The sequence below is a fragment of the Pyxidicoccus fallax genome, from assembly GCF_012933655.1.
GTDB lineage: Bacteria > Myxococcota > Myxococcia > Myxococcales > Myxococcaceae > Myxococcus > Myxococcus fallax.
In genome coordinates, this window is the sequence record NZ_JABBJJ010000002.1 from 38516 (window position 1) to 63029 (window position 24514).

Below are 24514 nucleotides of genomic sequence, written 5' to 3' on the forward strand. Positions count from 1 at the left end.
TCGCATGCGCAGCTTGCGCCGGTTCCATGTCACCGCCTCCTTGCCCCTGGCCTCGAATGTTCGTGGGAGTGCTCATGGCGCTCCTCTCCGCGTGCGCCACGGTGAGCCCTCCCACCTCGGCGCTGGGGGAGCGCGTGGGACGCTCGGACCTGGACGTGAGCGCGCTGCGCATCCGCGTGCGCGACCTGGCCCGGCGCTTCTCCGGGCTGCTGGAGGCGGCGGCGGATGACATCGCCGCGAAGGCCGGCACGCCGGAGATGTCGCGGAGGATGCTCGCGTTCAAGGCGGACGCGGTGCCCGCCATGCAGGGCGCCCTCTACCAGCCGGACCCGGTGGCGGCGCTGGTGGAGGCCTGGGCGCTGCTCGCCCAGCTCCAGGCCACGCTGCCCAACAGGGCGGTGAGCGCCTCACCGGAGCTGCTGGCCGAGGCCCAGCGCTCGCTGGCGGACATGGAGTCGCAGGTGGAGGCGCTGTGGCGGGAAGTCACGGGCAAGGAGGACGTGTCCGCCGCCCGCGAGCGCGTGCACGCGTGGGCCGCCGAGCACCCCCTGACGGGGCCGCTCGTCGCGCGCGAGTCCACCGTGCCCCTGCTGGCCTCCGTGACGGCGGCGTCGGGTGGAGGCCTGCTGAAGAGGGCCGCTGGCCTGCTGGAGGACACGCGCGACATCACCGCGCGGGTGGACCTCTACGCGGCCAGCCTGCCGCGCCAGGCCCGCTGGCAGGCGGAGCTGGTGGCCGCGGACGCCATGAATGCCCCCGCGCTCCAGTCCGCCCTGGCCGAGCTGGCGCGCACGGTGGACATCCTCGACCGGGTGGCGGGCGTGGCCGCCAACACGCCCGCGCTCGTCGCCCGGGAGCGCGCGGCGGTGCTGGAGGCGCTGGGCCGGGAGCGGCAGTCGCTCCAGGACTTCATCTCCGGTGAGCGTCAGGCCGTCATGGCGGGGGTGGGCCAGGAGCGCGCGGCGGTGGTGGACGCCCTGCGCGCCGAGCGGGTGGCGACGCTCCAGCAGGTCGACGGCCTGGCCCGGGGCTGGGTGGACCACGCCTTCGACAGGGCGGGGCACCTGGTGGACCGCGTCTTCCTGTGGCTGCTGGGGCTGCTGGGCCTGGGGCTGGTGGGTGGGCTCATCCTGGTGGTGCTGCTGGCCCGCGCCTGGAGGCGCGCCACGTGAGCGCGCCCACCGGGCGGGTGATGCGGACCTTCACTGCTCGGGCTGGGGCGGGAAGCGCTCGAGCATCTCCTCCACGGCCTCGTTGATGCGCTCCCGCGAGCTCTGCGCGGTGGGGTTCTCGTCCACCACCGCCTGGGCCGTGCCGCGCCAGACGAGCTGCTTCGCCTTCGCGTCCACGATGTCGAGGATGAGGGTGCCCTCTTCGTACTCGCGCACGTAGGTATACGGGACGCCGACCCCTCCTCCGTAGTAGGGGCTCCACATCGTGCCCCACCCGTAGCCGTAGTAGGAATTCACCGTCTGGGCGTCCAGCTTCGAGTCGATGGCACCCTGCCACCCGATGACGAAGTCCGGCGAGGCGTCCATGGCGACCTGCCGGTAGCCGCGTCCCTGCAGCACCCGGTCCACCGCCTGATGGAGGTTGTTGTTGATGAGGTCGTTGTAGACGCGCGGGTCCTTGCCCTCGGGCGTCGGCAGCCAGGCGTAGGTGCGATAGCTCTCCAGTTGCTGCACGGCGCTCGGGTCATAGTTGGTGTTGACCTCGATGCCCGAGCAGGCGGCGAGCATCAGGCCCACCAGGAGTGGAGCGATACGGGACGGCAACCGCATGGGGCTCTCCTTTTTTCTGGTACCGCGGCGCATGCCGTCGGCCTCCTGACTGACATTGGGAGTGGGGTGGATGGGCGCCAAGCCTCGCCCGTCTCGACCCGGGACGCTCCAGCGCGCCTGCCCCACCCTTCAGGCCGGCTCGTGCTCCGGCGACTGCGCCTGGCCCCCGGGCCCCTCCGGGTTGCGCTCGCCATGGCCCGCTCGCAGCTTCGGCGAAGGCGCCCTTCATCCGCGGTGCGCGGGCGTGGCCCTGGCGCCCGGCGATACCGGCGCTCGGAGCGGAGGTATGCACATGGCGGGAGCCCGGGCACTCGCGCGTGGGGAGGCGGGCCCTGGTGTGCCCCGGCACGCGCTGCCGGGTGACATCCACCACCTTGTCTGGTGGGCCCGCCACACGCTGTGGCTCCTACCCGTGCTGGGGGCGCTGCTGGGGGCCTTCCTGGGCGTGCTGATGGTGCACCCGCCGGAGCCACTGGCGTCGGTGCTGCGCGGCGTGGCGTGGCTGGCCTCGGTGCAGGAGGCGCGGTCGATGCTCTCCTCGGTGCTGGGCATCGCGCTCTCCTCGCTGAGCATCGTGCTGTCGCTGTCCATGCTCGTGGTGCAGAACGCCGCCGGGCAGTACTCGCCGCGCCTGCTGCGGCTGTACCTGCACAGCGCGGGCGTCCGCGTGGTCATCCCCATGTTCGTCGCCACGAGCGTCTTCTGTCTCGTGGCCGCGCAGTCGTTCGGGTTCATTCCCGGAGACGCGCGGCTGCCGCGTCCGGCGCTGAGCCTGGCCATGCTCCTGCTGGTCCTCTGCGAGGCGGCGCTCATCTTCCACGTGCTGGAGACGCTCCAGTTCATGCGCGTGGAGAACCTGGTGCGGGAGGTGGGGCGCGACACGCTGCGCGTCGCGCGGAGGATGGCGGCGCGCTGCCAGGAGGACCTCTCGCCCGCCCCGGTTCCGCCGCCCTCGTCGAGCACGACCTGGCCGCTCCGGGCCCGCGCGAGTGGCTTCGTCGCGGACGTGGACGGGCGCAGGCTCCTGGCCGTGGCCCAGACGCTGGGGCTCGTGGTCCACGTGGACGTCGCCATCGGCGAGCCGGTGACGCGAGGCGCGGTGGTGGGCCGGGTGGAGCCCGGCGGCCGAGGCCCGGCGGAGTCGCGCGAGGTGGCGGAGGCCCTCCTGCCCGCGCTGCTGATGGACCGCTGGAGGGACCTGGACTCGGACGTGGCGCTGGGCGTGCGGCAGCTCGTCGACGTGGCCATCAAGGCGCTCTCGCCGGGCATCAACGACCCGTACACGGCCGTGGAGGTGGTGGACCAGCTCACCTTCCTGCTGTGCGCCATGAGCCAGCTGCGCCTGGGCCCCCGGGTGCTGCCGGATGCGTCGGGGCACCCCCGCGTCTTCCTTCACGCCGCCTCGCTGCGCGACTACCTGTCGCTCGCCACGGACCAGATCCTCCGCTACGGCGCGGGCGAGCCCGCCGTGGTGCTCCGGCTGCTGCGGCTGACGGGAGAAGTCGGTCAGCGCGCGCGGAGCCCGGAGGACCGGCATGCCGCCCGGCAGACCCTGCGCCAGATACAGGCCGGGGCGGAGCGCGCCCTGGAAGGCGCCCCCTGGCGGGAGCGGCTCCGCGGCTACACGGAAGCCGTGGAGCGCGCGATGGAGGGCGGGCCGCTGCCGGCCCTGCCCGCCATCGGCTTCTGACACAGCACGGGGGCCCACGTTGCCCGAGGGTCGGGCCCGCCCGGGCCCGCCCGCCGCGAGCGGCCTCCCGTGCGCCCACGCGAGGAGGGATGTCTCGACCTCCTGTCCGCCCGGCTCTCCTCATCGTCTCCTGGCCAACCTCAGTCTTGAACCGTTCGCAGGAACGGAGGAGGTGCTCATGGCTGGCGCAAGTAACTCGAGGAGAGCAAGTGGAGGGCGACGCGGGCTCGTGCTCGCCCTCCTCGTGATGGCAGTTCCCGCACTGGGGGCCGAGCAGAAGACGCAGGCGCCCGCCGAGCAGGCCGCGAAAGTCGAGCCCAAGGCCGATCGCATCCTGCGCCAGATGAGCGACTTCCTGGCCGCGCAGCGCGAGTTCACCGTCCACACCGAGGGGTCGCAGGACATCGTGCTCGAATCGGGGCAGAAGATTCAGCTCAACCGCATGGGGGACGTGAGCGTGCAGCGACCGGACCGGCTCCGTGTGGACCGCGAGGGAGAGCTGGCGAAGCTTCACCTCTACTATGACGGCAAGCAGCTCGCGCTCCATGGGGAGGGAACCAATGCCTATGCGACAGCGCAGGCCCCCCCCACCCTGGACGCGACCATCGACATGGCCGCGGAGCAACTTGGACTGGAGGCCCCCGGCGGGGACCTCCTCCTCAGCAACCCCTACGCCGCCCTCATCGAGGATGTGCGCTCCGGCACCTACCTCGGACGCACCATGCTGGAGGGCGTGCCCGTACACCACCTGGCCTTCCGCAACCGCGAGGGGGTGGACTGGCAGCTCTGGGTCGAGGACGGCCCGCGACCCCTGCCGCGCAAGTACGTCATCACCTCCAGGGACATGCCCGGCAGCCCGGAGTACGCCGTCACCCTTTCCGATTGGAACCTGTCGCCCCGACTCGCCCAGGACCAGTTCCGCTTCACCCCCCCGCGCGATGCGATGCGCGTGTCGTTCCTCGCGCAGGACACGCAGGGTGGGAAGCAGCAGGAGGGCGGCAAGGCGCAGGAGGAAGAGCAGTCGCGGGGAGGTGCGAAATGAGTACGGAAGCGCGCGGGGTTCGCCGGCGGGGAGCGGGGATGTTGCTGGGGCTCTTCTTCCTGGGAGGGCTCCTCCCGGAGGCGGCCATGGCCCAGCACGTCGGCTCGATGCTGGGAGGGGCGCTCCAGGATGAAATCAAGGGCCAGTACGGCACCTCGCGCCGGGTGGCGCGGCGCACCTCACGGCGCACGTCCCGACGGCACGCGGCCGCCTACGGCGGCGGCTACGGTTACGGCGCTGCCGTGGTCGCGGCGCCAGTCGGCGTGAGCTACATCACGACGCTCCCCGCGGGCTGCGTGGCCTCGGTGGTGGGCTCCATCACCTACCAGCAGTGCGGCGCCGTCCGCTACCGCCCCTACTACCAGGGAGACACCCTCGTGTACGTGGAGGATGGTGATGACTAGGGCTCCGGCACGGAGCGCTTGAGGGGATGACCTGGGACGGCTCCGCGGCGAAGGCGTCCAACGCGGACGCCGCCCCGGGAGGGCCTGCTTGAATCCGCGCGCGGAGACGCACCTGCCCTGGAGGGCTGGGGAGCCTGGCGGGTGAGGTCGCGTTGCGCGGTGTGGGTGCCGTTCCCCACCTTTCTCGCGCAGGCTCAACGACAGGGGGACTCCCTCATGTTTTCGTCCAGACTTACCTCGGTGCTCGCCGTCTCCACGGCGCTGTGGCTCGGCGTCGGTTGCTCCCAGTCCGCCACGACGTCGCAGCAGTCCGCGCCTCCTCCAGAGGCGACGGGCGAGCAGCCACCGCCGCGGGCTGAAATCGAGCGTGACTGCCCCATGGTGGTCCCCGGCGCCCAGGCGCGCGCGGAGGACACGCCGGAGGGCGTGGCCCTCATCATCGTCACGGACGCGGAACAGCAGGTGGAGGCGCTGCGGCAGCGCAGCCGCGAGATGATGTCGCGGCAGCAGGAGCACGGCGTCTCGGGGCGCCGCGGGCTGGCCCAGCCGCCCGGCATCGAATACCAGGGCATGGGCGGCGGCGGGCTCGCGGGCTCGGCCGGTGCGCCGAGCGTGGTGTCCCGCTCCCGACTGGAGGAGATTCCCGGCGGCGTCAGCATCACCTACACCGCACAGAAACCCGAGGAGCAGGCGCGGCTGAGCTCGGATATCCACGAGAACGCGGACCTCATGAAGCCGGGCTTCTGCCCGGGGATGGCTCCCCCGGAACCACAACAGTGAGCACCCGCCCGCGGCCTCCACGGTCCCGCCCCATCCCATCGCGGCGTGCGCTCCATCGTCGACTCCACCGTCGCAGCCGGGGCCGGGCTCTCCTCACGAGCGCCCGCCGAGCCCGCCCGTTCGTCCCACGGTCCGTTGTCATCTCCCCATCATCCCCCCACCTTCACGGGCGACTCGCTGCGGAGGAGGACAGGCATGAGGGCAGGCATTCGGACCGGACTGTGCATCGCGCTACTCGCGGGAGGAAACGCGCTCGCCGAAGACCTCACGGCGATGGAATCGCGCTACGTGGAGTGGGAGGGCCCCTACTTCCTCTTGGGCCTCGGCGCGGAGGGCTACACCGGCAAGCTCGCCCCCAACCTCAACCCCGGCCTCTCCTACGAAGCCATCATCGGCTTCCGCGCCTCGGAGTTCCTCGGCTTCGAGGTGGGCTACAGCGGCGGCGTGAATGACCTGGACCCCGGGGCGGGCTCGGGCGTCGGCGGCCCCGACATCATCCGCAATGGCGGGCAGGTCGCCATCAACCTGGGCCTCCTCCCCAACACCCGCCTGCAGCCCTACGGCCTCGCCGGCATCGGCGTGGAGCGCTACTCCGTCCGCAGCGGCGTCTCCGTCCGGTACTTCGACGACACCAGCGGCTACGTCCCCGTCGGGCTCGGCCTGCGGTACAAGCTCAACCAGTCCCTCTTCGCCGATGCGCGCGCCAGCTATAGCGCCCTCTTCGGCCAGGACTTCGCGCCCGTCACCGATGAGGACGTGCTCGACGGGCGCTACCAGGGCCTGCTGCAACTGGGCGGCTCCTTCTGAACCCGTCCGGAGCCACGGCGCCCGCCAGTCCGCCGTCGCTCCGGGCCCACGGGGCTCCGGTTACGGATGCTGCGCCCGCGCCGAGGCGCGCTGCGTCTTCTCCGCCTGCTTGAGCAACTCCAGCAGGGCCCGCAGGTGCGGCTCCTCCACGGGTTCGAGGAGCTGCACCGAGTGCCGCCGTCCACCGTCATCCTCGACGGTGATGGTGTAGCGAATCCGGTCCGCGCCGCGCGCCGCCGTGCCCACGGTGGCGGGCTGCTCGAAGAAGCGCGCCTCCCGCACGGCGCGCTGGAGGGCCTCCGCCGTCTCCGGCGGAAGCGACGCCAGGTCCAGGCCGCGAGGCCGGTTGAGGCCCGGGAAGAAGGCGACGCCTCCCTCCCGCTTGAGTTCGATTCGCATCGCTCGCTCCAGCCCTAGTGCGTCGGCGGCTGCTGCTGGGCCTGCTGCGGGAGCTGCACGCCGGGGCCCCACGCCGGCTCGCCGGCCCGCTCGCGCGAGACGCGGATGCCCACCTGGTTCCAGGCGTCGCGGACCGCCTTCTCCTCGTCCTTGTCGCTCCCGTACAGCCTGCCCGCGGCCATCACCGTGAGCCGCGCGAAGGAGCCGAAGCCAGCGTTGGAGCGCAGCCGCGGGTCTCTCAGCGCCTCGTACCAGATGTGGCCGGCCCGCTCCCACGCGTAGCCGCCGAGCTGCGTCGCCACGAGATAGAAGGCCCGGTTGGGGATGCCCGAGTTGATGTGCACGCCGCCGTTGTCCTCCCACGTCTTGACGAAGCTCCGCATGTGGCCCGGCTGTGGGTCCTTCCCCAGCACGTCGTCGTCGTACGCGGTGCCAGGGTCCTTCATGGAGCGCAGCGCCACGCCCTCGACGTTGTCCGTGAAGAGGCCCTCGCCGATGAGCCAGTCCGCCTGGTCCGCCTTCTGGTTCAGCACGCGTTGCTTCACGAGCGAGCCGAACACGTCGGATATCGACTCGTTGAGCGCGCCCGACTGGGAGAAGTAGGTGAGGGGGCCGTCGTGCTCGGTGACGCCGTGGGTCAGCTCGTGGCCGATGATGTCGACGGCGATGGTGAAGCGGTTGAAGAGGTCGCCGTCTCCGTCGCCGAACACCATGCGTTCGCCGTCCCAGAAGGCGTTGTTGTAGTTCTCCCCGTAATGGACGTGGGCGTGCAGCGGCATGCCCATGCCGTCGATGGAGTTGCGGGCGAAGACCTCCCAGAAGAGGTCATACGTGGCGCCCAGGCCGTTATAGGCCTCGTTGACGCACACGTCGGAGGTGTCGCCCTGCCCCTCGGTGCGGACCACCGTGCCGGGGAGGGCCTCCGTGTTCTTCATGTCGTAGATGGTCCGCTGCAGCTGGCTCTCCACCATCATCGGGGAGGGAATGAGCCGCTGCCCCAGCGGAATCATGGCTCCGCGCGCCACGCGCATGGACCGGAAGGTGGTGTCGATGGAGAGCGTCCGGAGGATGCGCTCGCGCTGTTCCCTCGTGCCGTTCCGGGCAATCTCCCGGCTCAGGTACGGAGGCAGGATGCAATGCAGGGAATGTCGGTGTCTGGAATGGGGTCTCATCGGCGGTCGCTCCTGTGGGTGTGTTCAGAAGGGCTGACTGTGACGCCGGCCGTTGTGACGGGACGCGCCCGCCGGCCTGCCTCCCCGCCGCGTGGCCGGGCCGGCCGGCATCCCGACGTGGGGAGGGGCGCCGCTTGCGAGCCAGGCGCCCGGGCTCCTCGTACCGGAGGGCGGGGCGTGCCCCGGGCGGCTGCCGAGCCCTCACCTCGGCGTCGTCTTGATGGGACGGGGCGCGGGGGCTTCGATGCCTTCCTGGTGCCGGTGTCGCGCGTCCTGCAAAGCATCTCTCCTTGAGAGAGCCAGCCAAGGAGAGAGACCATGGAAGGACCCCAGACGACGGAGGCGCCGCGCCCGGCGCCGGACCGGGCGGCAGCCCCACCCACGCAGCCGCGGATAGAGGACCACGCGCTCCTGGGCGACATGAACTCCGCCGCCCTCGTCACCCGGGACGGGGAAATCGATTGGCTGTGCCTCCCCGCGTTCGACTCGGACGCCTGCTTCGCGGCGTTGCTCGGGACTGCTGAGAACGGCCGTTGGAAGATTGGCCCCAGCGAGCAGGTGCGCCAGGTCCGCCGCCGGTACCGCGGGGACACGATGATTCTGGAGACGGACTTCCAGACCGATTCTGGAACGCTCCGCCTCATCGACTTCATGGTGCCGGGGCAGAGCCCGCCGCAGCTCGTCCGGACGCTCCAGGCGCTCGACGGCAGCGTGCCCGTCCACGTCGATTTCGTTCCCAGGCTGGCCTTCGGTCACGCCGTCCCCAGCATCGAGCGGAAGAAGGACTTCACCGTCGCGCTGGCCGGACCGGATGCGCTGTACCTGTACGGAGGCCCCACGGCCGGCGGACCCGAGCCGGTGGCGGACTTCACGCTCTCCCAGGGGGACAAGGTCTCCTACGTCTTGACCTGGGGGCGCTCCTTCGAGCCCGCTCCGAAGGCCATCGACCCCGCGGTCGCGGAACGGGAGACCGAGCGCTACTGGACCGACTGGGCCGCTCGGATTCAGGCGCCCAAAAACCATCGAGATGCCGTGGTCCGCTCGCTCCTCACCCTGAAGGCGTGCACCTACGCGCCCACGGGTGGAATCGTGGCGGCACCCACCACGTCCCTGCCGGAGACTCCGGGCGGCGTCCGGAACTGGGACTACCGATTCACCTGGCTGCGCGACTCGGCCCTGGCCGTGCGGGCGCTGGTGAACGCCGGGCTGGCCGACGAAGCCATCGCCTTCCGGGACTGGATGCTCCGCGCCATCGCCGGAGACCCTTCCCAGATTCAAATCATGTACGGCATCCGGGGGGAGCGGCGGCTCACCGAGGCCGAGCTCTCCTGGCTCCCCGGCTACGGCGGAGCCAGGCCCGTCCGGGTGGGCAACGGCGCCTTCGACCAGTTCCAGCTGGACGTCTTCGGGGAGGTCGCCAGCGTCATCAACTTCTCGCAGCGGAAGTTCGGGAAGATGGGCCCGATGGGCAACAAGAGTCTCCTGGGCATCGCGAACTTCGTGGCGGAACATTGGCGGGACCCGGACCGCGGCATCTGGGAGATGCGCGGGCCGGAGCGCTCCTTCACGGCCTCCAAGGTCTCGGCCTGGGCGGCCATCGATGCCGCCATTCGCGCCAGCGAAATGGCCGGCGAGGACTACCCGCTCGACAAGCTCCGCGCGGTCCGGGATGAGATTTTCAAAGAGGTCTGTGAGAAGGGCTTCAACGCCGAGAAGAACACCTTCACCCAGTACTATGGAGGCACGGACCTCGACGCGAGCCTCCTGGCCATTCCCCTGACCCGCTTCCTGCCGGCGACGGACCCGCGCGTCGTGGGGACCGTCGCGGCGCTCGAGCGCGAGCTGATGGAGGACGGGTTCCTCCTGCGGTTCCGCCCCGTGGCGGACGTGGATGGGCTGAGCGGTGACGAAGGCGCGTTCCTCGCCTGCTCGTTCTGGCTCGCGGACACCTACCAGCTGATGGGACGCACGGACGACGCCCGAAAGCTCTTCGAGCGCCTGGTGGGCTTGAGCAACGACGTGGGGCTCCTCGCCGAGGAGTGGGACCCGGTGGGGCGGCGCCAGCTCGGGAACTTCCCGCAGGCGTTCACCCACTTCGCGCTGGTGAACGCGGCCTACGTGCTCGAAGGGGCGGACCCGGACTTCCCCAGCTCGACCGCGGTGCACTGAAGTCCGAGGCTCGCACGGGAGGCCCAGATCCTGGCCTCCTGGCGCGCGGTCCGGGCAGGGCGCCTCGAGACGCGCCCGGGCCGCGGCCCCGTCACTGCCGTGCCGCGCCGCCAAGTGGTGCTGGCTGGCGCACGGTTGTTCGCGTCGGTGAGCGAGACGAAGGAGGCAGGGCGGCGGCGGCCGCCCTGCCCGGGAGGCGCTAATGCGACGCGTTGAGGAGGACGCTGCTGGTACCGCCGGAGTAGTTCCCGGTGACGATATCGCGCTTCCCGTCGCCGTTGAGGTCGCCCACCGCCATGAAGAAGGGCCCCGTGCCCACGGCGAAGTTGATGGCGGGCTGGAGCGTGCCGTCGCCGTTGCCGAGCAGCACGCCCACTGCGTTGGAGCTGAAGAGGGTCCCGGCGAGGTCGGCTCGGCCGTCGCCGTTGAAGTCGGCGATATGAAGGTCGCCAGCACCGTTGGCCACGGGGTAGTCGACGGCGGACTGGAACGTGCCGTCGCCGTTGCCGAGCAGCACACTCACGAGTTTGTCGTTGAAGAGGCTGGCGGCGACGTCGGCCCTGCCGTCGCCGTTGAGGTCGCCCACCGCCACGACCTGCACGAACCTCCCCAGCGGAGTCGTCACTGCCGACTGGAACGTGCCGTCGCCGTTGCCGAGCAGCACGCCCACGCTCCTACCGTTGTAATTGCCCGTGACGATGTCGAGCTTGCCGTCGCCGTTGAGGTCCACTGTCGCCACGGAGTTGGGAGTGCCTGGCATGGCATGGGGGACAGCGGCCTGGAACGTGCCATCGCCATTGCCGAGCAGGATGCTGACCGTGCTGCCGACGAAGTTGGCGGTGGCGATGTCGAGCTTGCCGTCGCCGTTGTAGTCCGCCACCTTCACGCCGCTCGGATCGGCGCTGTTGACGTTGTAGTCGACGCGGCCCTGGAACGTGCCGTCACCATTGCCGAGCAGGATGCTGACGCTATGCATCGAGTTGATGTATCCCCCCACGGCGAGATCGGCATTGCCATCGCCGTTGAAGTCAGCGATCTCCACGAACTTGGGGTTGCTGCCCACCGGGAACGTGCTGGCGGCCCCGAACGTGCCGTCGCCGTTGCCGAGCTGCACGCTCACGAGGGCGGAGGTGATGAGGGTGAAGGCGACGTCCAGCCTGCCGTCGTTGTTGATGTCGCCCACCGCCACGCCGTAGGGCCGGGTACCCGCGGGGGAGTCCTGGTGCGGCTGGAAGTCGAGGACCGGCGCGCGACATACCCCGGCCTCGCAGATGCCACCGCCGCAGAGCGTCCCGTCGGGAGCGGTGGGGTTGGAGCACAGGCCGGTGGCGGAATCACAGGTGCCGGCCACGTGGCACTCGTCGAGAGGCGCGCAGACCACCCCCGCGCAGAGGTCGGGCTCGCAGGTGTAGCTCCCAGGCGTGTTGACGCAGATTTCATTCGGCTGGCAGTTCGCTGTCCCGTTGGCGCACTCGTCGATGTCGGTGCAGATGCTCGGCTGTCCCGTGCAGGCGTAGCCCGGCTCCACCGTGCAGACACTGTTGCAGCCGTCTCCAGAGAGTTGATTGCCGTCGTCACAGACTTCGAATCCGCCCAGCACTCCATCACCACAGATGGGCCGCAGCGACGTCTCCACCGCGTCCACCAGGTAGAGCGCGAGCACCGAGCCTCGCAAGCGGACGTAGCGATAGGGCACGTTCCCCGGGTACGTCGCCACCGCGATGTGCGTCCCCAGTCCCAGCTCCATCAGGTGTAACGAGCTGGAGCCGATGAAGGTCCCATCCGCCTTCAGGAAGTCCACCTGGGCCACCAGCGCCAGCGACAAGCCCTGGTAGTAGACGCGCAAGTCTCCGGTGCCTTCCTCACCCTGGCCCAGGTCGAGCACGAGCGCCGTGTTGAGCAGGCCCAGCAGCGTCGCGGCCTGCCCGTCCGGAGCGCCCAGGGCCGCGCTGGAGTTGAGCACCGTCGCCGTGGTGCCCGAGGCCACCGCGTCCGCATACGGGTCCCACGTCAGCGAGGCTTCCGGACGCTCACGCGTCAACGCCGCGTCGTCCTCCTGCGATACCGCATTCTCCGGAGGACCTACCTTCTCCTCCAGGGACTCCACGGCACAAGCCCCCAGCGACAAGGCCAGCGTCACGCCCAGTCCCCACGACCACAGCATGCCAAGATGACTGCGCATCGAGTGTCTCCCCCCCGAGAAGCAGGATGAAGCCCGGAATGGGCCACCCCTCCTCATGGAATGAACGACACCATTCCTTGCCCCCCACTGCTCGGCACGCAACACTTTGATGGCAAACGTCCTCCGGCAACCATTCGACAAGCCTTCGAGGACCATCGACATACAATCCATGACATGCCGCTACCCGTTGCGGGCTTTGGGCACACACCGGCCCATCTTATGGCTTTGGCACCAACGTCGGAATCGATGCGAAGCTCCGCGGATCATGCGCGACGACGATGGTCATCTCCGGGTATCGCGCTGATATCGCGGCCATATGCGCGAGGTTCTCACGAACGAGCCGAGGCTCGGCATCCGCGAGGCGCTGCGGGAGCGGGCGCTCCTCCTGCTCGGTGACGCCCTCCAATTGCCAGGCGAGGTCTCCGATAAAGGCGTAGCGCTTGTTGTCCGGAAGCGTCACGAAGACAATCACAGAGCCCGGCGTATGGCCGGGCGCCGGGACGATGACCACCGTGCCATCTCCGTAGACATCATGGCTCTCCGCGAAGCCGAGATAGGGGCGCGCATCGAATCGATACTCTTCGAAATGCAGCGACTTGATGCTTCTTGCCGAGGCCGTGGTGAAGTCTTCACCGTGTACGAAGCTTCGTTCCGCGGGAGGTATCCAGACAGGCACTTCGGGAAAATCCGCGGCGCCGCTGATGTGGTCCCAGTGGGAGTGGGTCAAAAGGACCGCGCGCAGCCGGGACAGGTCATACCCGCTCGATTGGAGTTGCTCGCGCGCGGTCTTGTTCAGCGAGTATCGTGTCAGGAGCCGGAAGAAGAGAGGCAGCTTCGCGAGGTGCTGTGCGATATCCCGACCGAACCCGGCGTCGATCAAGAGATCCCCCTTGGGGTGCTTGATCAGGGTCGCGGTCATGGAGAACTCTCGCGGCTCGAGGAGAGAGCCACCGCGATACCCAAAGGACGCGCTGCGGTAGGTGGCGCCGGTCGGAAGCTGGGCAATCGACATCTCGGAAGGCGCGGAAGCCGGCGGGAGCGCGCCGAACTCGAAGGTCTTCGATACGGAGAACGGCGACGCACGATAGGTAGACAAGAGCCCCAGCGGCAGCAGATAGAGCGCGAGAGAGAGCGCTCTCAGGGGACGAGAGAACGAGCGCAGAAAAGAAAAGCCAGCGACGCAGGCACTGCCAATCAGAGCGCCAGTAACGACCAGCCATGAGGTCGGCCCGTGAGCGCTCAAGAACAAAATCCATACTGCGAGCAGAACCGGCGCGACGCACGCAAGGAGCCATTTCATCGGGGATTGCCTGGAGCCTCGGCGCATAGGCGAAGGCGATGCGCTGTTCTCGCGAGTGGTCGGAGAGGTCGTCCACGTGGAGCGCGGGTCCGAAGACATGAACAACTTTGTCCCGGTTGCCCGAGCGAGCCTAGGAAAAAAGCATGGGGCTGAGGTGACGCGGGGCCTCGAGGACGCGCTGGCCGGGGCCGGGCTGCTCCCGAAGCCCGATGACCTCACGCGGATGCAGCAGGCGCTGCGGCGGGTGATGGCGCGCGGCTGAACTCGCGCGCCACCCGGGCGCCCCGGGCGGCGAAGCCCCGGGGCCTCAGCGGGTCCGGCTCACTCGCACCAGGCGGTGCGGCACTGCCGGAGCTGGCGAATGCACGCGGCCTCCTGCGTGGAGGTCACGACCGTGCTCAGGCAGATCTCGTACGACTCCCAGCAGGACTCACACGAAGACTCGGCCTCCGCCCGGGTGCCGTAACCCACCGTGAAGCCGATGCACATCACCACTGCAGCCAACGCGAGCTTGAGCTTCAAGACGTCCTCCGTTCGGGTTGCATCCCCGGGCACCTGCCCGGTTGATACAACCGTGTCACCATTGCGGTATGGACGGCTGGGCTCGTGTCCACGCATCGGGCGAATGGGAGGGGTGTTGAGGGTGAGGGCTGATGCAGAGGGGTCGAGGAGGGCCGCTGTCGGGTGCCGCCGAGCTGTGCGCCAGGCGGAGGAAGAGGCCGTGCAGCCTCCTTTGGGCACATGCCAACCCAGACGGCCCCTCCAGCAAGGAAGCAGCAGGGGCGTGAGCTTCAGCTTCTGGAGCAGCGCGAGGCTGGTGGAACGGTTCCTCCAGCAACATGCGCCGGTCGACTGATGGGTATACCCGTGCGCGCAAAGGTAGGCGGAAAGCCTCCCGGCGTTTTCTTGCGTCATGCAACTCAGTACCACAATCGCGCACAAACGCAGAGCCCCACACGACTCCCCTTGAACCGAACCAAAATCACATGCCATACAAGAAAGGATTTCGCCTCAACAAACCCAACAATCAACGCAGGGGAAGTCCATGACAAAGAAGATGAGGTGCCTCCTGACCAGCTCGCTGATGTCCCTAGCACCGTCAATCGCGCTCGCAGAGCAGACGGCGATCCTGGATGCCGACTTCCTCTCTCCACGTCACGAGTACGTCAGCGTCAAGGATGGCGCGATCCAGCTCCCCGTGCGGAAGGAGCCCTCGGAGGCGTTCGTTGATCCTGCCACGCAGGACTTCTTCGTCTACAACCTGACAGGCGCCACCCTCGCCCTGCACATCCAGAGCCTGACGGGGGCATTCATCGGCGTCCGCACGCCCTACCCTGTGCCGCCGCTCAGCTACGGCGGATTTCAAATCAGCGCCCCCGCCCCCGCCCCGGTGGTCGTCCAGCAGTACGCCTGGACGGTCGACCCGGCGAATCCCGCCGGTTCGAAAACGTGCGTCTGGCGAGTGGAGGTTAGCGCCGTCGGCGGTAGCTGCACGGCACAGGTCTTCTTCGGCACATATGGTGGCGCCGTCTGCACCGTTGACAGCACCCTGTCCTTTGTCGACCCGACCACGTGCCAGACGCAGCTTGTGACCAACATGCAGTGACCTGCGAGACCCCGCCTTCAAAGGGCCGACTCAACGACCGTTTGACGTTGAAGGGCGCGATGGCGGTGACGACTCCGCCTGGAGCGGCTCCACTCGCCCGTTGCTCGCAACGAACGCCCCGGGTTCCACACCGCTGGTGGCTTCGGCTCAGTCCCCGACAGGGGCACCCCAGAGCCGAAGCCACGTGAGGCAACGCCGCTCGCGCCAGCTCAGAGTTCGGAGATGGCGGTGTACGTGCGGTTGAACGTGCCGAGCAAGTTCCACACCACATCGCGCTTACCGTCGCCCGTGATGTCGGCGACGGACAGCGTGAAGCCGCCCCAGTTGGCCTCCGGCTGGTCCCACGCCGTCAGCACGCGTGTGAACGTGCCGTTGCCATTGCCGCGCGCGACGTACGTCCGGTTCACCGCGCTCAGCTGGTTCCACACGAGGTCCGCGCGACCATCGCCCGTCACGTCGGCGACATGCAGCTTGTAGCCAGCCCAACCGGACTCCGGCTGGGTCCACCCGGTGAGGGCCCGGGTGAACGTGCCATCGCCATTCGACAGCGCCACGTACGTCGAGTTGCTCTCTCCAATGTTGTTCCACACCAGGTCCGCGCGACCATCGCCATTCACCTCGGCGACGGACAGCGTGAAGCCACCCCAGTTGGCCTCCGGCTGGTGCCACGCCGTCAGCACGCGTGTGAACGTGCCGTTGCCATTGCCGCGCGCGACGTACGTCCGGTTCACCGCGCTCAGCTGGTTCCACACGAGGTCCGCGCGACCATCGCCCGTCACGTCGGCGACATGCAGCTTGTAGCCAGCCCAACCGGACTCCGGCTGGGCCCACCCGGTGAGGGCCCGCGTGAACGTGCCATCGCCATTCGACAGCGCCACGTACGTCAAGTTGCTCTCTCCAATGTTGTTCCACACCAGGTCCGCGCGACCATCGCCATTCACCTCGGCGACGAACAGCGTGAAGCCGCCCCAGTTGGCCTCTGGCTGGTCCCACTCTGTCAGCACGCGCCGGAACGCCGTCTGCGGCGTGTACAGCGCCCTCAGCGCGGTGAGGTCGCCGGAGCTGAACTCGCCCGTTTCGACCGAGCGGAAGCAGGAGTTCATGAGCGAGCCACCGACGACCGCCGTGGTCGGCGTGCCCGGGATGTGGATGGCGCCGATACCGGCGTCACCCTCATCGCCGCCGGTGCCGCAGCTGATGCTGCGGTTGTAGTAGTCCGAGTGGCGGAAGCCGATGGTGTGACCAAGCTCGTGCGTGATGACGTGCTCGATGACGTCGACGCTGTAGGAGGCGAGCCCGCCGCCGATGTTGATGGTGTGGTACGGCAGTCCGCCCGACGGGAACCCGGCGGAGCCTCCGACCACACCCGGCTGGATGACCGCGTTGATGGTGAAGCTGCAGCCGGTGCTCGGCGTGCGCGCCATGGCGAAGGTGAGTGGCAGCTCGTCGTAGTTCTGGATGGCGAGGTCGAGCGCCGTGCTGAACGCGCCGGTGAACGTCGAGCCGTTGATGCAGATCTTCGTCAGCGACGTGCTGACGAGGTTCGTGGTGCGGTACTGCTCCTCGGTGGTGTCGCCGGACTCGAGCATCTCGCGTGACGCGGCCATGGACACCTCGGCGTCTCGCCCGACGTAGACCTTCCCGTCCACGACCATGATGTCGTCGGCCGGGAACCCGGCCTTGACCAGGTTGCTGACGATCTCCCGCGTCTCATCGGGTGGCTCAGCGCACCCGGACACCAGAGCAATGCATCCCGCCGCCAGTACGAGGCTTCTTGCAAACATGGAGACTCCTTTCGGACGTGCATCTCAAGGCACCCGGCTCGGGGCACGCCTTCCCGCGACACGTGCCCAACGGAGTCGGATGGTGGCTTGATACCAGGAATTCCAGAAAAAGCACATAGACAGGTCGGGGGGGGTACGAGGCCCTGGCCATCGTCGAGGTCGGCCACGGTCCACGGGTAGCTCCTGCCCAGCCGTCCCGGCCGCCCCCTTTGGCGCACGTGTCGTCAGCGCGAAGCCGCGTCCGGCGACATGACCACCGCACGGATGTTCGCAATCACCTCATTGGCCGTGTCTTCGAAGAAGAAGGGTGTACGTGGGCGAACTCGATGGTCCTGTGATTGGGAAAGGCCTGCTCACAGCGGGCCAGGTCGGCGCGTGGGAAGCCCGGGTCCTGCATCGGGCGAATGGGAGGGGTGTTGAGGGTGAGGGCTGATGCAGAGGGGGCGAGGAGGGCCGCTGACGGGTGCCGCCGAACTGTGCGCCAGGCGGAGGAAGAGGCCGTGCAGCCTCCTTTGGGCACACGCCAACCCAGACGGCCCCTCCAGCAAGGGAGCAGCAGCGAGTGGAAGTGCGGCGTCACCTGCAACGCCGAGCCGAAGAACGGGATGAACGACACGGCCCCGGCCTGCCCATACTTCCGACTGCTTGACACGCAAAACGAAAGAGCGGTCGTTGGCAATCGAGAGGGGGCAGCCGAGTCACTCCGCCTCGTGACAAACGGCCTCGATGTTGTGACCGTCCGGATCGAGCACAAAGGCACCGTAGTAGTTGGGGTGGTAGTGGGGTCGCAAACCGGGTGCGCCGTTGTCCTTTCCGCCCGCTGCGATGGCCGCCTTGTAGAACGCGTCCACTGCGGCGCGAGAGGACGCGCGAAATGCAATGTGGATGGGCGGCTTGATCGCATCGCCCTGCCTTATCCAAAAATCAGACCCGTCCGCATGGCAGAAGCCTGCACTCTCCCCTTGAGCAGCATGCGTGGCCGGCAGCTCAATCAACCGCGAATGGCCGAGCGGGGCGAGCGCCTGCACGTAGAAAGCCTTGCTTTTCGCGTAGTCGCTGACGACAACGCTCAAGTGATCAATCACGGGAACCCCTTTTGGTTGGCATGACGACTCAATCGTTTTGAAGCGGGAGGACGGCTCAGCGCTCAGGTCGTCGCGCCGGCTTGCGACGCTCCGAGCGGGCTGGCCCGCCATCCTGACGCCGCGCTTCACGCAGATAGTCGATGAACGCGCGCAGTGCCGGCGAGGCGTGCCGGCGCTGTGGGTAGTACAGGAAGAAGCCGGGGAACGGAGTCGAGAACTCCTCCAGCACCGCCACCAACTCACCGCGTGCCACCTGGTCGCGGACGCGGTCGTCCGACAAGGTGATTCCTACCCCGGCCCGCGCAAGGCGCAGATTGAACGCCACGTCGTTGGTGAGGACCCGGGCCGGCACTTCGACGGAGAAGTCCCGGCCCTTCTCGGTGAACTCCCACCGGTACGGGGGCGCCCCCGCGGCCGGGCGCCAGTTGATGCACTCGTGCTCCACGAGCTCGCGCGGGTGCGTCGGCTTCGGGCGCCGGGCGAAGTATGACGGCGCGCCCACCACCAGGAGCCGCAGCTCCCCGGAGACCGGCACCGCGATCATGTCCTTGTCAATGACCTCGCCGAGCCGGATCCCCGCGTCGTACCCCCCGGCAACGACGTCGATCGGCTCGTCGGAGAAGAACAGGTCGAGATGGACGTGCCGGTGCTCGGCAACGAACCCGCGCATCAGCTCGCCCCCCAGGAAGCTCGCGGCAGCCGGCGACACGAGCAGGCGTAGCGTGCCGCGCGGTTCGCCTCCCAGCGCTCCCACCGCGCTGGCAGCGGCGCGCACCTCGGCGAGCGCCGGCCCGACGCTCGCGTAGAGCCGCTCACCCGCATCGGTGAGGCGCAGGCTGCGCGTGGTCCGCTGCACGAGCGTCACGCCGAGCCGCGCCTCGAGCTTGCTCAGCGCCTGGCTCACCGCCGACCCGCTCACGCCGAGCCGCTCGCCGGCCTCGCGAAGGCTCTTCGATTCCGCCACGGCCACGAACACGGCCATGCCTTCGAGTTCGTCGTTCATTCCGAAGCGCAGCTTACGACCGCGTCCAGCATTCACAAATATCGCGAACGGTCCACCCAGGGTTACTCGGAAGGAGCAACCACAGGAGAGAACATGCAAAAGCGCATCCTCGGACAGGGCCACCTCGAAGTCTCGGCAATCGGGCTCGGCTGCATGGGCCTGTCCTTCGGCTATGGCCCACCCACCGACAAGCAGGCGGCCATCGCGCTCATCCGGAAGGCGGTCGAGCGCGGGGTGACGTTCTTCGACACCGCCCAGGTCTATGGCCCGTTCACGAACGAAGAGCTGGTGGGCGAGGCGCTCGCCCCGTTTCGGGACCAGGTGGTCATCGCCACCAAGTTCGGCTGGAACATCGACCCAGACACCGGGAAGCACCACGGCAACGTGAGCAGTCGCCCCGAGCTCATCCGTCGGCTCACCGAGGGTTCGCTGAAGCGGCTCCGCGTCGAGGCCATCGACCTCTACTACCAGCACCGCGTCGACCCCGCCGTGCCCATCGAGGACGTGGCGGGCACGGTGAAGGACCTCATCGCCGAGGGGAAGGTGAAGCACTTCGGCCTCTCCGAGGCGGGTGCCCAGACCCTCCGCCGCGCCCACGCGGTGCAGCCCGTCGCCGCGCTCCAGAGCGAGTACTCGCTCTGGTGGCGCGAGCCGGAGCAGTCGGTGCTCCCGACACTCGAGGAGCTCGGCATCGGCTTCGTGCCTTTCAGCCCCCTCGGGAAGGGGTTCCTCACGGGGAAGATCGACGAGACGACGAAGCTCGACCCCACCGACTTCCGCAACACGCTTCCCCGCTTCGCGCCGGAGAACCGGAAGGCGAACCAGGCAATGGTCGAGCTGGTGACCCGGATCGCCGCGCAGAAGCGAGCCACGCCCGCGCAGGTGGCGCTCGCGTGGCTGCTCGCCCGGAGGCCGTGGATCGTGCCCATTCCGGGCACCACGAAGCAGCACCGCCTCGAGGAGAACCTCGGCGGCGCCACCGTCGCGCTCACCCCGGACGACCTCCGCGACATCGAGGCGGCCTCGGCACACATCACCATCCACGGGGAGCGGTACTCCCCGGCCGGGCTGGCCACCATCGACCGCTGAGCCCCGCGGGATGCTGAAGGAGGAGACCCCAAGCATGACGAGCAGTCGCAGAGCCGCCATCGTCGTCGGCGCTTCCCTGTCGGGGTTGATGACGGGGCTGGCCCTGTCGCGCGCGGGCCTGGACGTCACCCTGCTGGAGCGGGCGGGCACCTTCCCGCGGACGGGGGCTGCCATCGGCCTGGATGCGGGCGTGCTCAGGAGGCTGGCACGGCTCACCGGTTCGACTTCGTTCTCACTGGCGCCGAGTCCCACCTCACTACAGGGGGCGACCTGGTCCGAACTGCACGCTCGGCTGCGTGCGTCCGCCGAATCCGACCCTCACATCGTGCTCCATCACGAAGCCCCCGTGCAGCGCGTCGACCAGGACGCGGATGCCGTATGGGCGGCCACCTCCGACGGCCGGACGTTCCGGGGTGACATCCTCGTCGGTGCCGATGGGCACCGGAGCATCGTCCGCCGGCAGGTCTCGCCCGAGAAGCCCGACGCCACCTTCGCCGGCTACCTCATCTGGCTCGGCCTGGCCGACGAGGCCGCGCTCCCAGCACCCCGGCGCTGGCCTCAGGACGTCGTCATGCTCAGCGGGGCGGACGACTTCATGTTCGGCTACCCGGTCCCCGGGCGCGACGGGTCCCTCGTCCCGGGCTCCCGGCAGATTGGCTGGGCCTGGTACGACGCGGGCCGCAACGACCTTCTCCGCGCCACGGGCTGCGTGGTCGGCGACGTCGTGCACCGCTCCCTCGCTCCTGCCCACATCCCAGCGGCGACGCTCCGCGAACTCGAAGAGGAGGCCCGAGAGCGCTGGCCTTCCCCCTGGCGCGACGCCATCGTGGACTGCCTGCGGCGGCGAGCCCTCATCGGGACGCCGATTGCCGAGTACGTCCCCGACAGGCTCGTTCACGAGCGCCTCGTCCTGGTGGGAGACGCCGCGCACGTGCCGAGCCCGATGACCGGCAAGGGCTTCGCTGCGTCTCTCGATGACGCAGAAGCTCTCGCCGCATCCTTGGCCGCTGCCGCGGGGAGCGCCTCGGTGCCGGATGCGCTTCGTGCCTACGAGCGGAAGCGACTCGAGAGCGTCCGGCGCATGGTGCAGTCGGGCCAGCAGTTCAGCCGTGGCTTCTCCCGAGAAGCAGCGTGAGCACGGAAACCGAACCCCCACAGGAACACGCAATGGAGACAATGACCATGACTGGAACGAGCTCTCTCATCACCTTGAACAACGGTATCCGGATGCCAGCCCTTGGGCTCGGCGTCTTCCAGAGCACCCCAGAGCAGACCGCGGGTGCCGTCGCGTCCGCACTCGAGAAGGGGTACCGGCTCATCGACACCGCGGCGGCCTATTTCAACGAGCGCCAGGTCGGCGAGGGGCTCGCCCGGAGCGGGGTCCCTCGCTCTGAGGTGTTCGTCACGACCAAGCTGTGGATGAGCGACTACGGCTACGAGCAAGCGCTCCGTGGGTTCGACGTGAGCCGGCGCAAGCTGGGCCTCGAGTACGTCGACCTGTACCTGCTCCACTGGCCGGTGCCCACCGACTTCGCGGCGACCGTGGCATCCTACAAGGCGGCCGGGCGCCTGCTCGCAGACGGACGTGTGCGGGCCATCGGCGTCTGCAACTTCGGCCCGTCGCACCTCGCCGACCTGATCGCGCGCACGGAGGCGGTGCCGGCGGTGAACCAGGTGGAGCTGCACCCGTTCTTCACCCAGCGCGCGCTGCGCGAGGCCGCTGCGCGCTACGGCGTCATCACGCAGTCCTGGTCGCCGCTCGGGGGAGTCAACGTCTACGCCGCGAAGGATCCGAGTGTCGCGAAGAGCCCGCTGACGCACCCGGTGGTCGTCGCTCTGGCAAAGAGGTACGGCAAGACTCCGGCCCAGGTGGTGCTGCGCTGGCACATCGAGCACGGGCTCTCCGCGATTCCGAAGTCGGTGCGGCCGGAGCGCATCGCGGAGAACATCGGGATCTTCGACTTCGCCTTGAAGACGGAAGACGTCGCGGCCATCGACGCGCTGGACACCGGCGTGCGCGGCGGCCCCGATCCGGAGATCGTCGACACCAGACTGTTCAACCTTTCGATCCCAGACTGAGCAGTCATCGGGCGGAGGCAACACCGTGCGCAGGAAGACGGTGAGGACGTCCGAGAGCCGTCTTACGTCCTTGAGCGTCGGCCGTGACAGATCCTGCACTCAGTCGAGACCACCGAATCCAGGTCCGGTGCCCGGGCGTGCGTTTCCCTTCCGGGTGGCCATGCCTCCAGGGTTGTGCGCATGGAAGCCCATCTGCTAGGTCTGCCCCACTATGCGAAACCCTCCGTTCGCCCAGGTGGCCCTGCTTCTGGCGCTCGTGGCCTCCGGGGCCCTGGCCCGAGAGCCCGGCCACAAGGTCGTCATCCGGACGCTCCTGGTATCGGAGCACCCGGCGAGAACGACGCCCAACCTCTACGTCTCCGGTCAGGTGGCCACCGTCCTCCGCTTCGAGCAGAACGTGGACCCGGAGAAGACGCGGCTCCTCGCGTGGGAGGGCCGCTTCGAGCCCCTGCTCGTGGGTGGCAAGAAGGTGGTCATCGAGCCGCTACGTGACCTCCATCAGGACGAAGGCGTGCCCCTGCTCGTGACGCTCGCGGACGGAACGGAGCTTCCATTCCTCGTGCAGCCTCCGTGGCGCAAGGATGATGGCCCGGCGCCGTTCACCGACCACCAGGTCAACGTGTTCAAGGACCGCAAGAGCTACGACGCGGTGCTCTCGTCCCTCTATGACTCGCTCAATCGGGAGCGCGAGCTGAGCGAGGAGAACGAGCGGCTCAAGCAGGAGGAGAACTCCGTCGACCACGCCTACGCGACACTGCTCTTGAATGGCGAGGTGAAGAAGACGCCGTTTCGTCAGCAGCGGATGGTGGTCATGAAGAACGAGGACATGGTCACCAAGGTCGAGGTCTTCTCTGGCCCTGGAAAGGCGGCGGTCGTCATCCACCTGACCAACATGGACGCGAGGGCTCGGTGGACCTTCGCTCGCGTCCAGCTGACCTCCGAGTCCACCTACACAGATCGTCCCTTCGCACTGCGGATGAACCGGGCTGACCTCGCTCCAGGCCAGTCGGGGAAGATCTCGGTCGTCGTGGACAAGAGCGCCTTCGAATCAGAGAAGGGGGGTCTTGTCGATCTCGCCCTCCAGCTCTTCCGCGAGGATGGGCTCATGCACGTCGCCGTGCCAATGGACCGCAAGCTCCTCCGGAATTAAGAGTGCGGTTCATGCTCAGGCTCAACGCACTTCTGCTCGGCCCCATCGTCCTGCTCACCTTGTCAGCCGGGTGCACCACGACAGGCGGGGTGGCACTCCGGCCGGATGGAACTCCAGGTCCTCAGGAGTGTCCCGAGGAAGCCAAGCGGGTGATGCGAGCACTGAAGCTGCGAGTGGGAGACGCGGCATGGGTAGAGCTCGACGCGAACCAGATCAAGTCGAAGCCCATCACCCTCTATGACGGGCCCATCGAGAGCATCCTGGAGCAAGACTTCGGCACCCTGGAAACCACGACCCGTCTATACGGGCAGGTCTGGACCGGCGGTCCACAGGTCGTCATCCGGTATTACGAGGCCCACCCGCCGGATACCGAGAAGCTGCCCATCTGCGCGGTCGCCCGATTGAGCGAGAACCAACTCCGGAAGCTCCCGGGCTCCAAGCCTGGAATGGCCATCCTCGAGTTCTCTGTCTCCGGCGTTGCCATCGTCGACGCCTTCCGCTGAACCACGCACCAGACAGGCCGCACTCCGGCGGGGAGGCGCAAGAGCCCCTCTCCCGACGCAACAGTCACTCAGTCGTCGTGCCGCGCGTGGCCCTTCTTCTTCCCGCGCCCCCGGCCGTGGCCATGACCGTGGTCATCATCATCCCAGTCGTCGTCGTCCCAGTCGCCGCGACGGGCCTTCACGTTCTCGTCCACGCGAAGGAGGTTGCGGGAGTACGCGTCGAAGTCCAGGTGCAGCTTGCCGCGTGCGCCGGGCGCGAAGGCGTGGAACTTCACCTTCCACACGTCATTGCCGGTGCGGTGGGCCTCCTTCAGCTTGCACTCGTAACGTCGCGCGCGGCACTCGCGGAAGCCGCGGTCCACGGCCTCGTCGTACGACATGGCCGACGGACGCGGCGGCGGCGGGGGCGGAGGAGGACGCTGCGGACGCGGCGCTGGGCGCGGCAGGGGCCGCGAGTGGACGACACAGCCCGGAGCGAGAAGCAGACCC

General features: G+C 68.6%; 23 protein-coding genes. 13 read left to right on the forward strand and 10 right to left on the reverse strand.

Annotated elements, in window-relative coordinates; genetic code table 11:
* Nucleotides 1-74 precede the first annotated feature (74 nt).
* Nucleotides 75-1172, forward strand: coding sequence for a chemotaxis protein (locus HG543_RS00695; protein WP_246356653.1), 1098 nt, complete (start codon nucleotides 75-77; stop codon nucleotides 1170-1172).
* A gap of 30 nt (nucleotides 1173-1202) precedes the next feature.
* Here the strand turns inward: HG543_RS00695 and HG543_RS00700 are convergent, their stop codons facing one another.
* A complete protein-coding gene (locus tag HG543_RS00700; RefSeq protein WP_169342669.1) occupies nucleotides 1203-1781 on the reverse strand; it encodes a DUF4136 domain-containing protein in 579 nt (192 codons plus the stop codon).
* Between the two features lie 292 nt (nucleotides 1782-2073).
* On the opposite strand from HG543_RS00700, the gene HG543_RS00705 reads away from it, so the two are divergent.
* The 5 genes from HG543_RS00705 to HG543_RS00725 all read left to right on the forward strand — a co-directional run bounded on the left by HG543_RS00705 (nucleotide 2074) and on the right by HG543_RS00725 (nucleotide 6504).
* Complete coding sequence (locus HG543_RS00705) at nucleotides 2074-3471, forward strand: DUF2254 domain-containing protein (RefSeq protein WP_169342670.1); 1398 nt, start codon at nucleotides 2074-2076, stop codon at nucleotides 3469-3471.
* 229 nt (nucleotides 3472-3700) lie between these two features.
* A complete protein-coding gene (locus HG543_RS00710) occupies nucleotides 3701-4513 on the forward strand; it encodes a DUF2092 domain-containing protein (RefSeq protein ID WP_169342671.1) in 813 nt (270 codons plus the stop codon).
* Entirely contained in the window at nucleotides 4510-4917 is a 408-nt protein-coding gene (locus HG543_RS00715) for a hypothetical protein (protein WP_169342672.1), read from the forward strand. The genes HG543_RS00710 and HG543_RS00715 overlap by 4 nt, the downstream gene beginning before the upstream one ends.
* A 216-nt stretch (nucleotides 4918-5133) precedes the next feature.
* Nucleotides 5134-5697 carry a hypothetical protein gene (locus tag HG543_RS00720; RefSeq protein ID WP_169342673.1) on the forward strand — a complete coding sequence of 188 codons (564 nt, stop codon included), beginning with the start codon at nucleotides 5134-5136 and terminating at the stop codon, nucleotides 5695-5697.
* A gap of 195 nt (nucleotides 5698-5892) precedes the next feature.
* Nucleotides 5893-6504, forward strand: a complete 612-nt coding sequence (locus HG543_RS00725; protein ID WP_169342674.1) for an outer membrane protein — start codon at nucleotides 5893-5895, stop codon at nucleotides 6502-6504.
* Nucleotides 6505-6564: 60 nt separating this feature from the next.
* On the opposite strand, the gene HG543_RS00730 is transcribed toward HG543_RS00725, so the two are convergent.
* Both HG543_RS00730 and HG543_RS00735 read right to left on the reverse strand, forming a co-directional pair.
* The gene (locus tag HG543_RS00730; protein ID WP_169342675.1) at nucleotides 6565-6903 is read right to left on the reverse strand and encodes a protealysin inhibitor emfourin; all 339 of its coding nucleotides are present in this window, start codon (nucleotides 6901-6903) and stop codon (nucleotides 6565-6567) included.
* Nucleotides 6904-6917: 14 nt separating this feature from the next.
* Entirely contained in the window at nucleotides 6918-8075 is a 1158-nt protein-coding gene (locus tag HG543_RS00735; protein WP_169342676.1) for a M4 family metallopeptidase, read from the reverse strand.
* A gap of 318 nt (nucleotides 8076-8393) precedes the next feature.
* On the opposite strand from HG543_RS00735, the gene HG543_RS00740 reads away from it, so the two are divergent.
* Nucleotides 8394-10244 carry a glycoside hydrolase family 15 protein gene (locus HG543_RS00740; RefSeq protein ID WP_169342677.1) on the forward strand — a complete coding sequence of 617 codons (1851 nt, stop codon included), beginning with the start codon at nucleotides 8394-8396 and terminating at the stop codon, nucleotides 10242-10244.
* Nucleotides 10245-10443: 199 nt separating this feature from the next.
* On the opposite strand, the gene HG543_RS00745 is transcribed toward HG543_RS00740, so the two are convergent.
* The 3 genes from HG543_RS00745 to HG543_RS00755 form a co-directional block, all read right to left on the reverse strand.
* Nucleotides 10444-12426: an FG-GAP-like repeat-containing protein gene (locus HG543_RS00745; protein ID WP_246356654.1), complete on the reverse strand. Its 1983-nt coding sequence runs from the start codon at nucleotides 12424-12426 to the stop codon at nucleotides 10444-10446.
* A 217-nt stretch (nucleotides 12427-12643) separates the two neighbouring features.
* Nucleotides 12644-13726, reverse strand: a complete 1083-nt coding sequence (locus tag HG543_RS54875) for an MBL fold metallo-hydrolase (RefSeq protein ID WP_246356655.1) — start codon at nucleotides 13724-13726, stop codon at nucleotides 12644-12646.
* A gap of 321 nt (nucleotides 13727-14047) precedes the next feature.
* The gene (locus HG543_RS00755) at nucleotides 14048-14248 is read right to left on the reverse strand and encodes a hypothetical protein (protein ID WP_169342679.1); all 201 of its coding nucleotides are present in this window, start codon (nucleotides 14246-14248) and stop codon (nucleotides 14048-14050) included.
* Nucleotides 14249-14771: 523 nt separating this feature from the next.
* On the opposite strand from HG543_RS00755, the gene HG543_RS00760 reads away from it, so the two are divergent.
* Nucleotides 14772-15332 (forward strand): hypothetical protein, encoded by a 561-nt coding sequence (locus HG543_RS00760; protein ID WP_169342680.1) that lies wholly within the window; start codon nucleotides 14772-14774, stop codon nucleotides 15330-15332.
* 209 nt (nucleotides 15333-15541) lie between these two features.
* On the opposite strand, the gene HG543_RS56140 is transcribed toward HG543_RS00760, so the two are convergent.
* The 3 genes from HG543_RS56140 to HG543_RS00775 form a co-directional block, all read right to left on the reverse strand.
* Nucleotides 15542-17071 (reverse strand): M57 family metalloprotease, encoded by a 1530-nt coding sequence (locus tag HG543_RS56140; protein WP_343073235.1) that lies wholly within the window; start codon nucleotides 17069-17071, stop codon nucleotides 15542-15544.
* 743 nt (nucleotides 17072-17814) lie between these two features.
* On the reverse strand, nucleotides 17815-18201 hold the full coding sequence (locus tag HG543_RS00770) for a VOC family protein (RefSeq protein ID WP_169342682.1): 387 nt from the start codon (nucleotides 18199-18201) through the stop codon (nucleotides 17815-17817).
* A 55-nt stretch (nucleotides 18202-18256) separates the two neighbouring features.
* Nucleotides 18257-19204, reverse strand: a complete 948-nt coding sequence (locus HG543_RS00775; protein ID WP_169342683.1) for a LysR family transcriptional regulator — start codon at nucleotides 19202-19204, stop codon at nucleotides 18257-18259.
* 93 nt (nucleotides 19205-19297) lie between these two features.
* Here HG543_RS00775 and HG543_RS00780 point away from each other — a divergent pair, with 93 nt between their 5' ends.
* From HG543_RS00780 to HG543_RS00800, 5 genes are all read left to right on the forward strand, one after another.
* The gene (locus HG543_RS00780) at nucleotides 19298-20293 is read left to right on the forward strand and encodes an aldo/keto reductase (RefSeq protein ID WP_169342684.1); all 996 of its coding nucleotides are present in this window, start codon (nucleotides 19298-19300) and stop codon (nucleotides 20291-20293) included.
* Nucleotides 20294-20327: 34 nt separating this feature from the next.
* Complete coding sequence (locus HG543_RS00785) at nucleotides 20328-21428, forward strand: FAD-dependent monooxygenase (protein ID WP_211193644.1); 1101 nt, start codon at nucleotides 20328-20330, stop codon at nucleotides 21426-21428.
* A gap of 47 nt (nucleotides 21429-21475) precedes the next feature.
* Nucleotides 21476-22372: an aldo/keto reductase gene (locus tag HG543_RS00790; RefSeq protein ID WP_169342686.1), complete on the forward strand. Its 897-nt coding sequence runs from the start codon at nucleotides 21476-21478 to the stop codon at nucleotides 22370-22372.
* Nucleotides 22373-22583: 211 nt separating this feature from the next.
* A complete protein-coding gene (locus HG543_RS00795; protein WP_169342687.1) occupies nucleotides 22584-23522 on the forward strand; it encodes a DUF2381 family protein in 939 nt (312 codons plus the stop codon).
* A gap of 11 nt (nucleotides 23523-23533) precedes the next feature.
* Nucleotides 23534-24025, forward strand: coding sequence for a serine/threonine protein kinase (locus HG543_RS00800; RefSeq protein ID WP_169342688.1), 492 nt, complete (start codon nucleotides 23534-23536; stop codon nucleotides 24023-24025).
* A gap of 68 nt (nucleotides 24026-24093) precedes the next feature.
* Here the strand turns inward: HG543_RS00800 and HG543_RS00805 are convergent, their stop codons facing one another.
* Nucleotides 24094-24405 (reverse strand): hypothetical protein, encoded by a 312-nt coding sequence (locus tag HG543_RS00805; RefSeq protein ID WP_171818011.1) that lies wholly within the window; start codon nucleotides 24403-24405, stop codon nucleotides 24094-24096.
* Between the last annotated feature and the right edge of the window lie 109 nt (nucleotides 24406-24514).

What these genes read in the sequence shown, in the direction of transcription:
- HG543_RS00695 (WP_246356653.1), top strand. Translation starts at nt 75, where the DNA reads ATGGCGCTCCTCTCCGCGTGCGCCACGGTGAGCCCTCCCACCTCGGCG.
- HG543_RS00700 (WP_169342669.1), bottom strand. Translation starts at nt 1,781, where the DNA reads ATGCGGTTGCCGTCCCGTATCGCTCCACTCCTGGTGGGCCTGATGCTC.
- HG543_RS00705 (WP_169342670.1), top strand. Translation starts at nt 2,074, where the DNA reads ATGGCGGGAGCCCGGGCACTCGCGCGTGGGGAGGCGGGCCCTGGTGTG.
- HG543_RS00715 (WP_169342672.1), top strand. Translation starts at nt 4,510, where the DNA reads ATGAGTACGGAAGCGCGCGGGGTTCGCCGGCGGGGAGCGGGGATGTTG.
- HG543_RS00720 (WP_169342673.1), top strand. Translation starts at nt 5,134, where the DNA reads ATGTTTTCGTCCAGACTTACCTCGGTGCTCGCCGTCTCCACGGCGCTG.
- HG543_RS00725 (WP_169342674.1), top strand. Translation starts at nt 5,893, where the DNA reads ATGAGGGCAGGCATTCGGACCGGACTGTGCATCGCGCTACTCGCGGGA.
- HG543_RS00730 (WP_169342675.1), bottom strand. Translation starts at nt 6,903, where the DNA reads ATGCGAATCGAACTCAAGCGGGAGGGAGGCGTCGCCTTCTTCCCGGGC.
- HG543_RS00735 (WP_169342676.1), bottom strand. Translation starts at nt 8,075, where the DNA reads ATGAGACCCCATTCCAGACACCGACATTCCCTGCATTGCATCCTGCCT.
- HG543_RS00740 (WP_169342677.1), top strand. Translation starts at nt 8,394, where the DNA reads ATGGAAGGACCCCAGACGACGGAGGCGCCGCGCCCGGCGCCGGACCGG.
- HG543_RS00745 (WP_246356654.1), bottom strand. Translation starts at nt 12,426, where the DNA reads ATGCGCAGTCATCTTGGCATGCTGTGGTCGTGGGGACTGGGCGTGACG.
- HG543_RS54875 (WP_246356655.1), bottom strand. Translation starts at nt 13,726, where the DNA reads ATGAAATGGCTCCTTGCGTGCGTCGCGCCGGTTCTGCTCGCAGTATGG.
- HG543_RS00760 (WP_169342680.1), top strand. Translation starts at nt 14,772, where the DNA reads ATGACAAAGAAGATGAGGTGCCTCCTGACCAGCTCGCTGATGTCCCTA.
- HG543_RS00775 (WP_169342683.1), bottom strand. Translation starts at nt 19,204, where the DNA reads ATGAACGACGAACTCGAAGGCATGGCCGTGTTCGTGGCCGTGGCGGAA.
- HG543_RS00780 (WP_169342684.1), top strand. Translation starts at nt 19,298, where the DNA reads ATGCAAAAGCGCATCCTCGGACAGGGCCACCTCGAAGTCTCGGCAATC.
- HG543_RS00785 (WP_211193644.1), top strand. Translation starts at nt 20,328, where the DNA reads ATGACGAGCAGTCGCAGAGCCGCCATCGTCGTCGGCGCTTCCCTGTCG.
- HG543_RS00790 (WP_169342686.1), top strand. Translation starts at nt 21,476, where the DNA reads ATGACTGGAACGAGCTCTCTCATCACCTTGAACAACGGTATCCGGATG.
- HG543_RS00795 (WP_169342687.1), top strand. Translation starts at nt 22,584, where the DNA reads ATGCGAAACCCTCCGTTCGCCCAGGTGGCCCTGCTTCTGGCGCTCGTG.
- HG543_RS00800 (WP_169342688.1), top strand. Translation starts at nt 23,534, where the DNA reads ATGCTCAGGCTCAACGCACTTCTGCTCGGCCCCATCGTCCTGCTCACC.
- HG543_RS00805 (WP_171818011.1), bottom strand. Translation starts at nt 24,405, where the DNA reads ATGTCGTACGACGAGGCCGTGGACCGCGGCTTCCGCGAGTGCCGCGCG.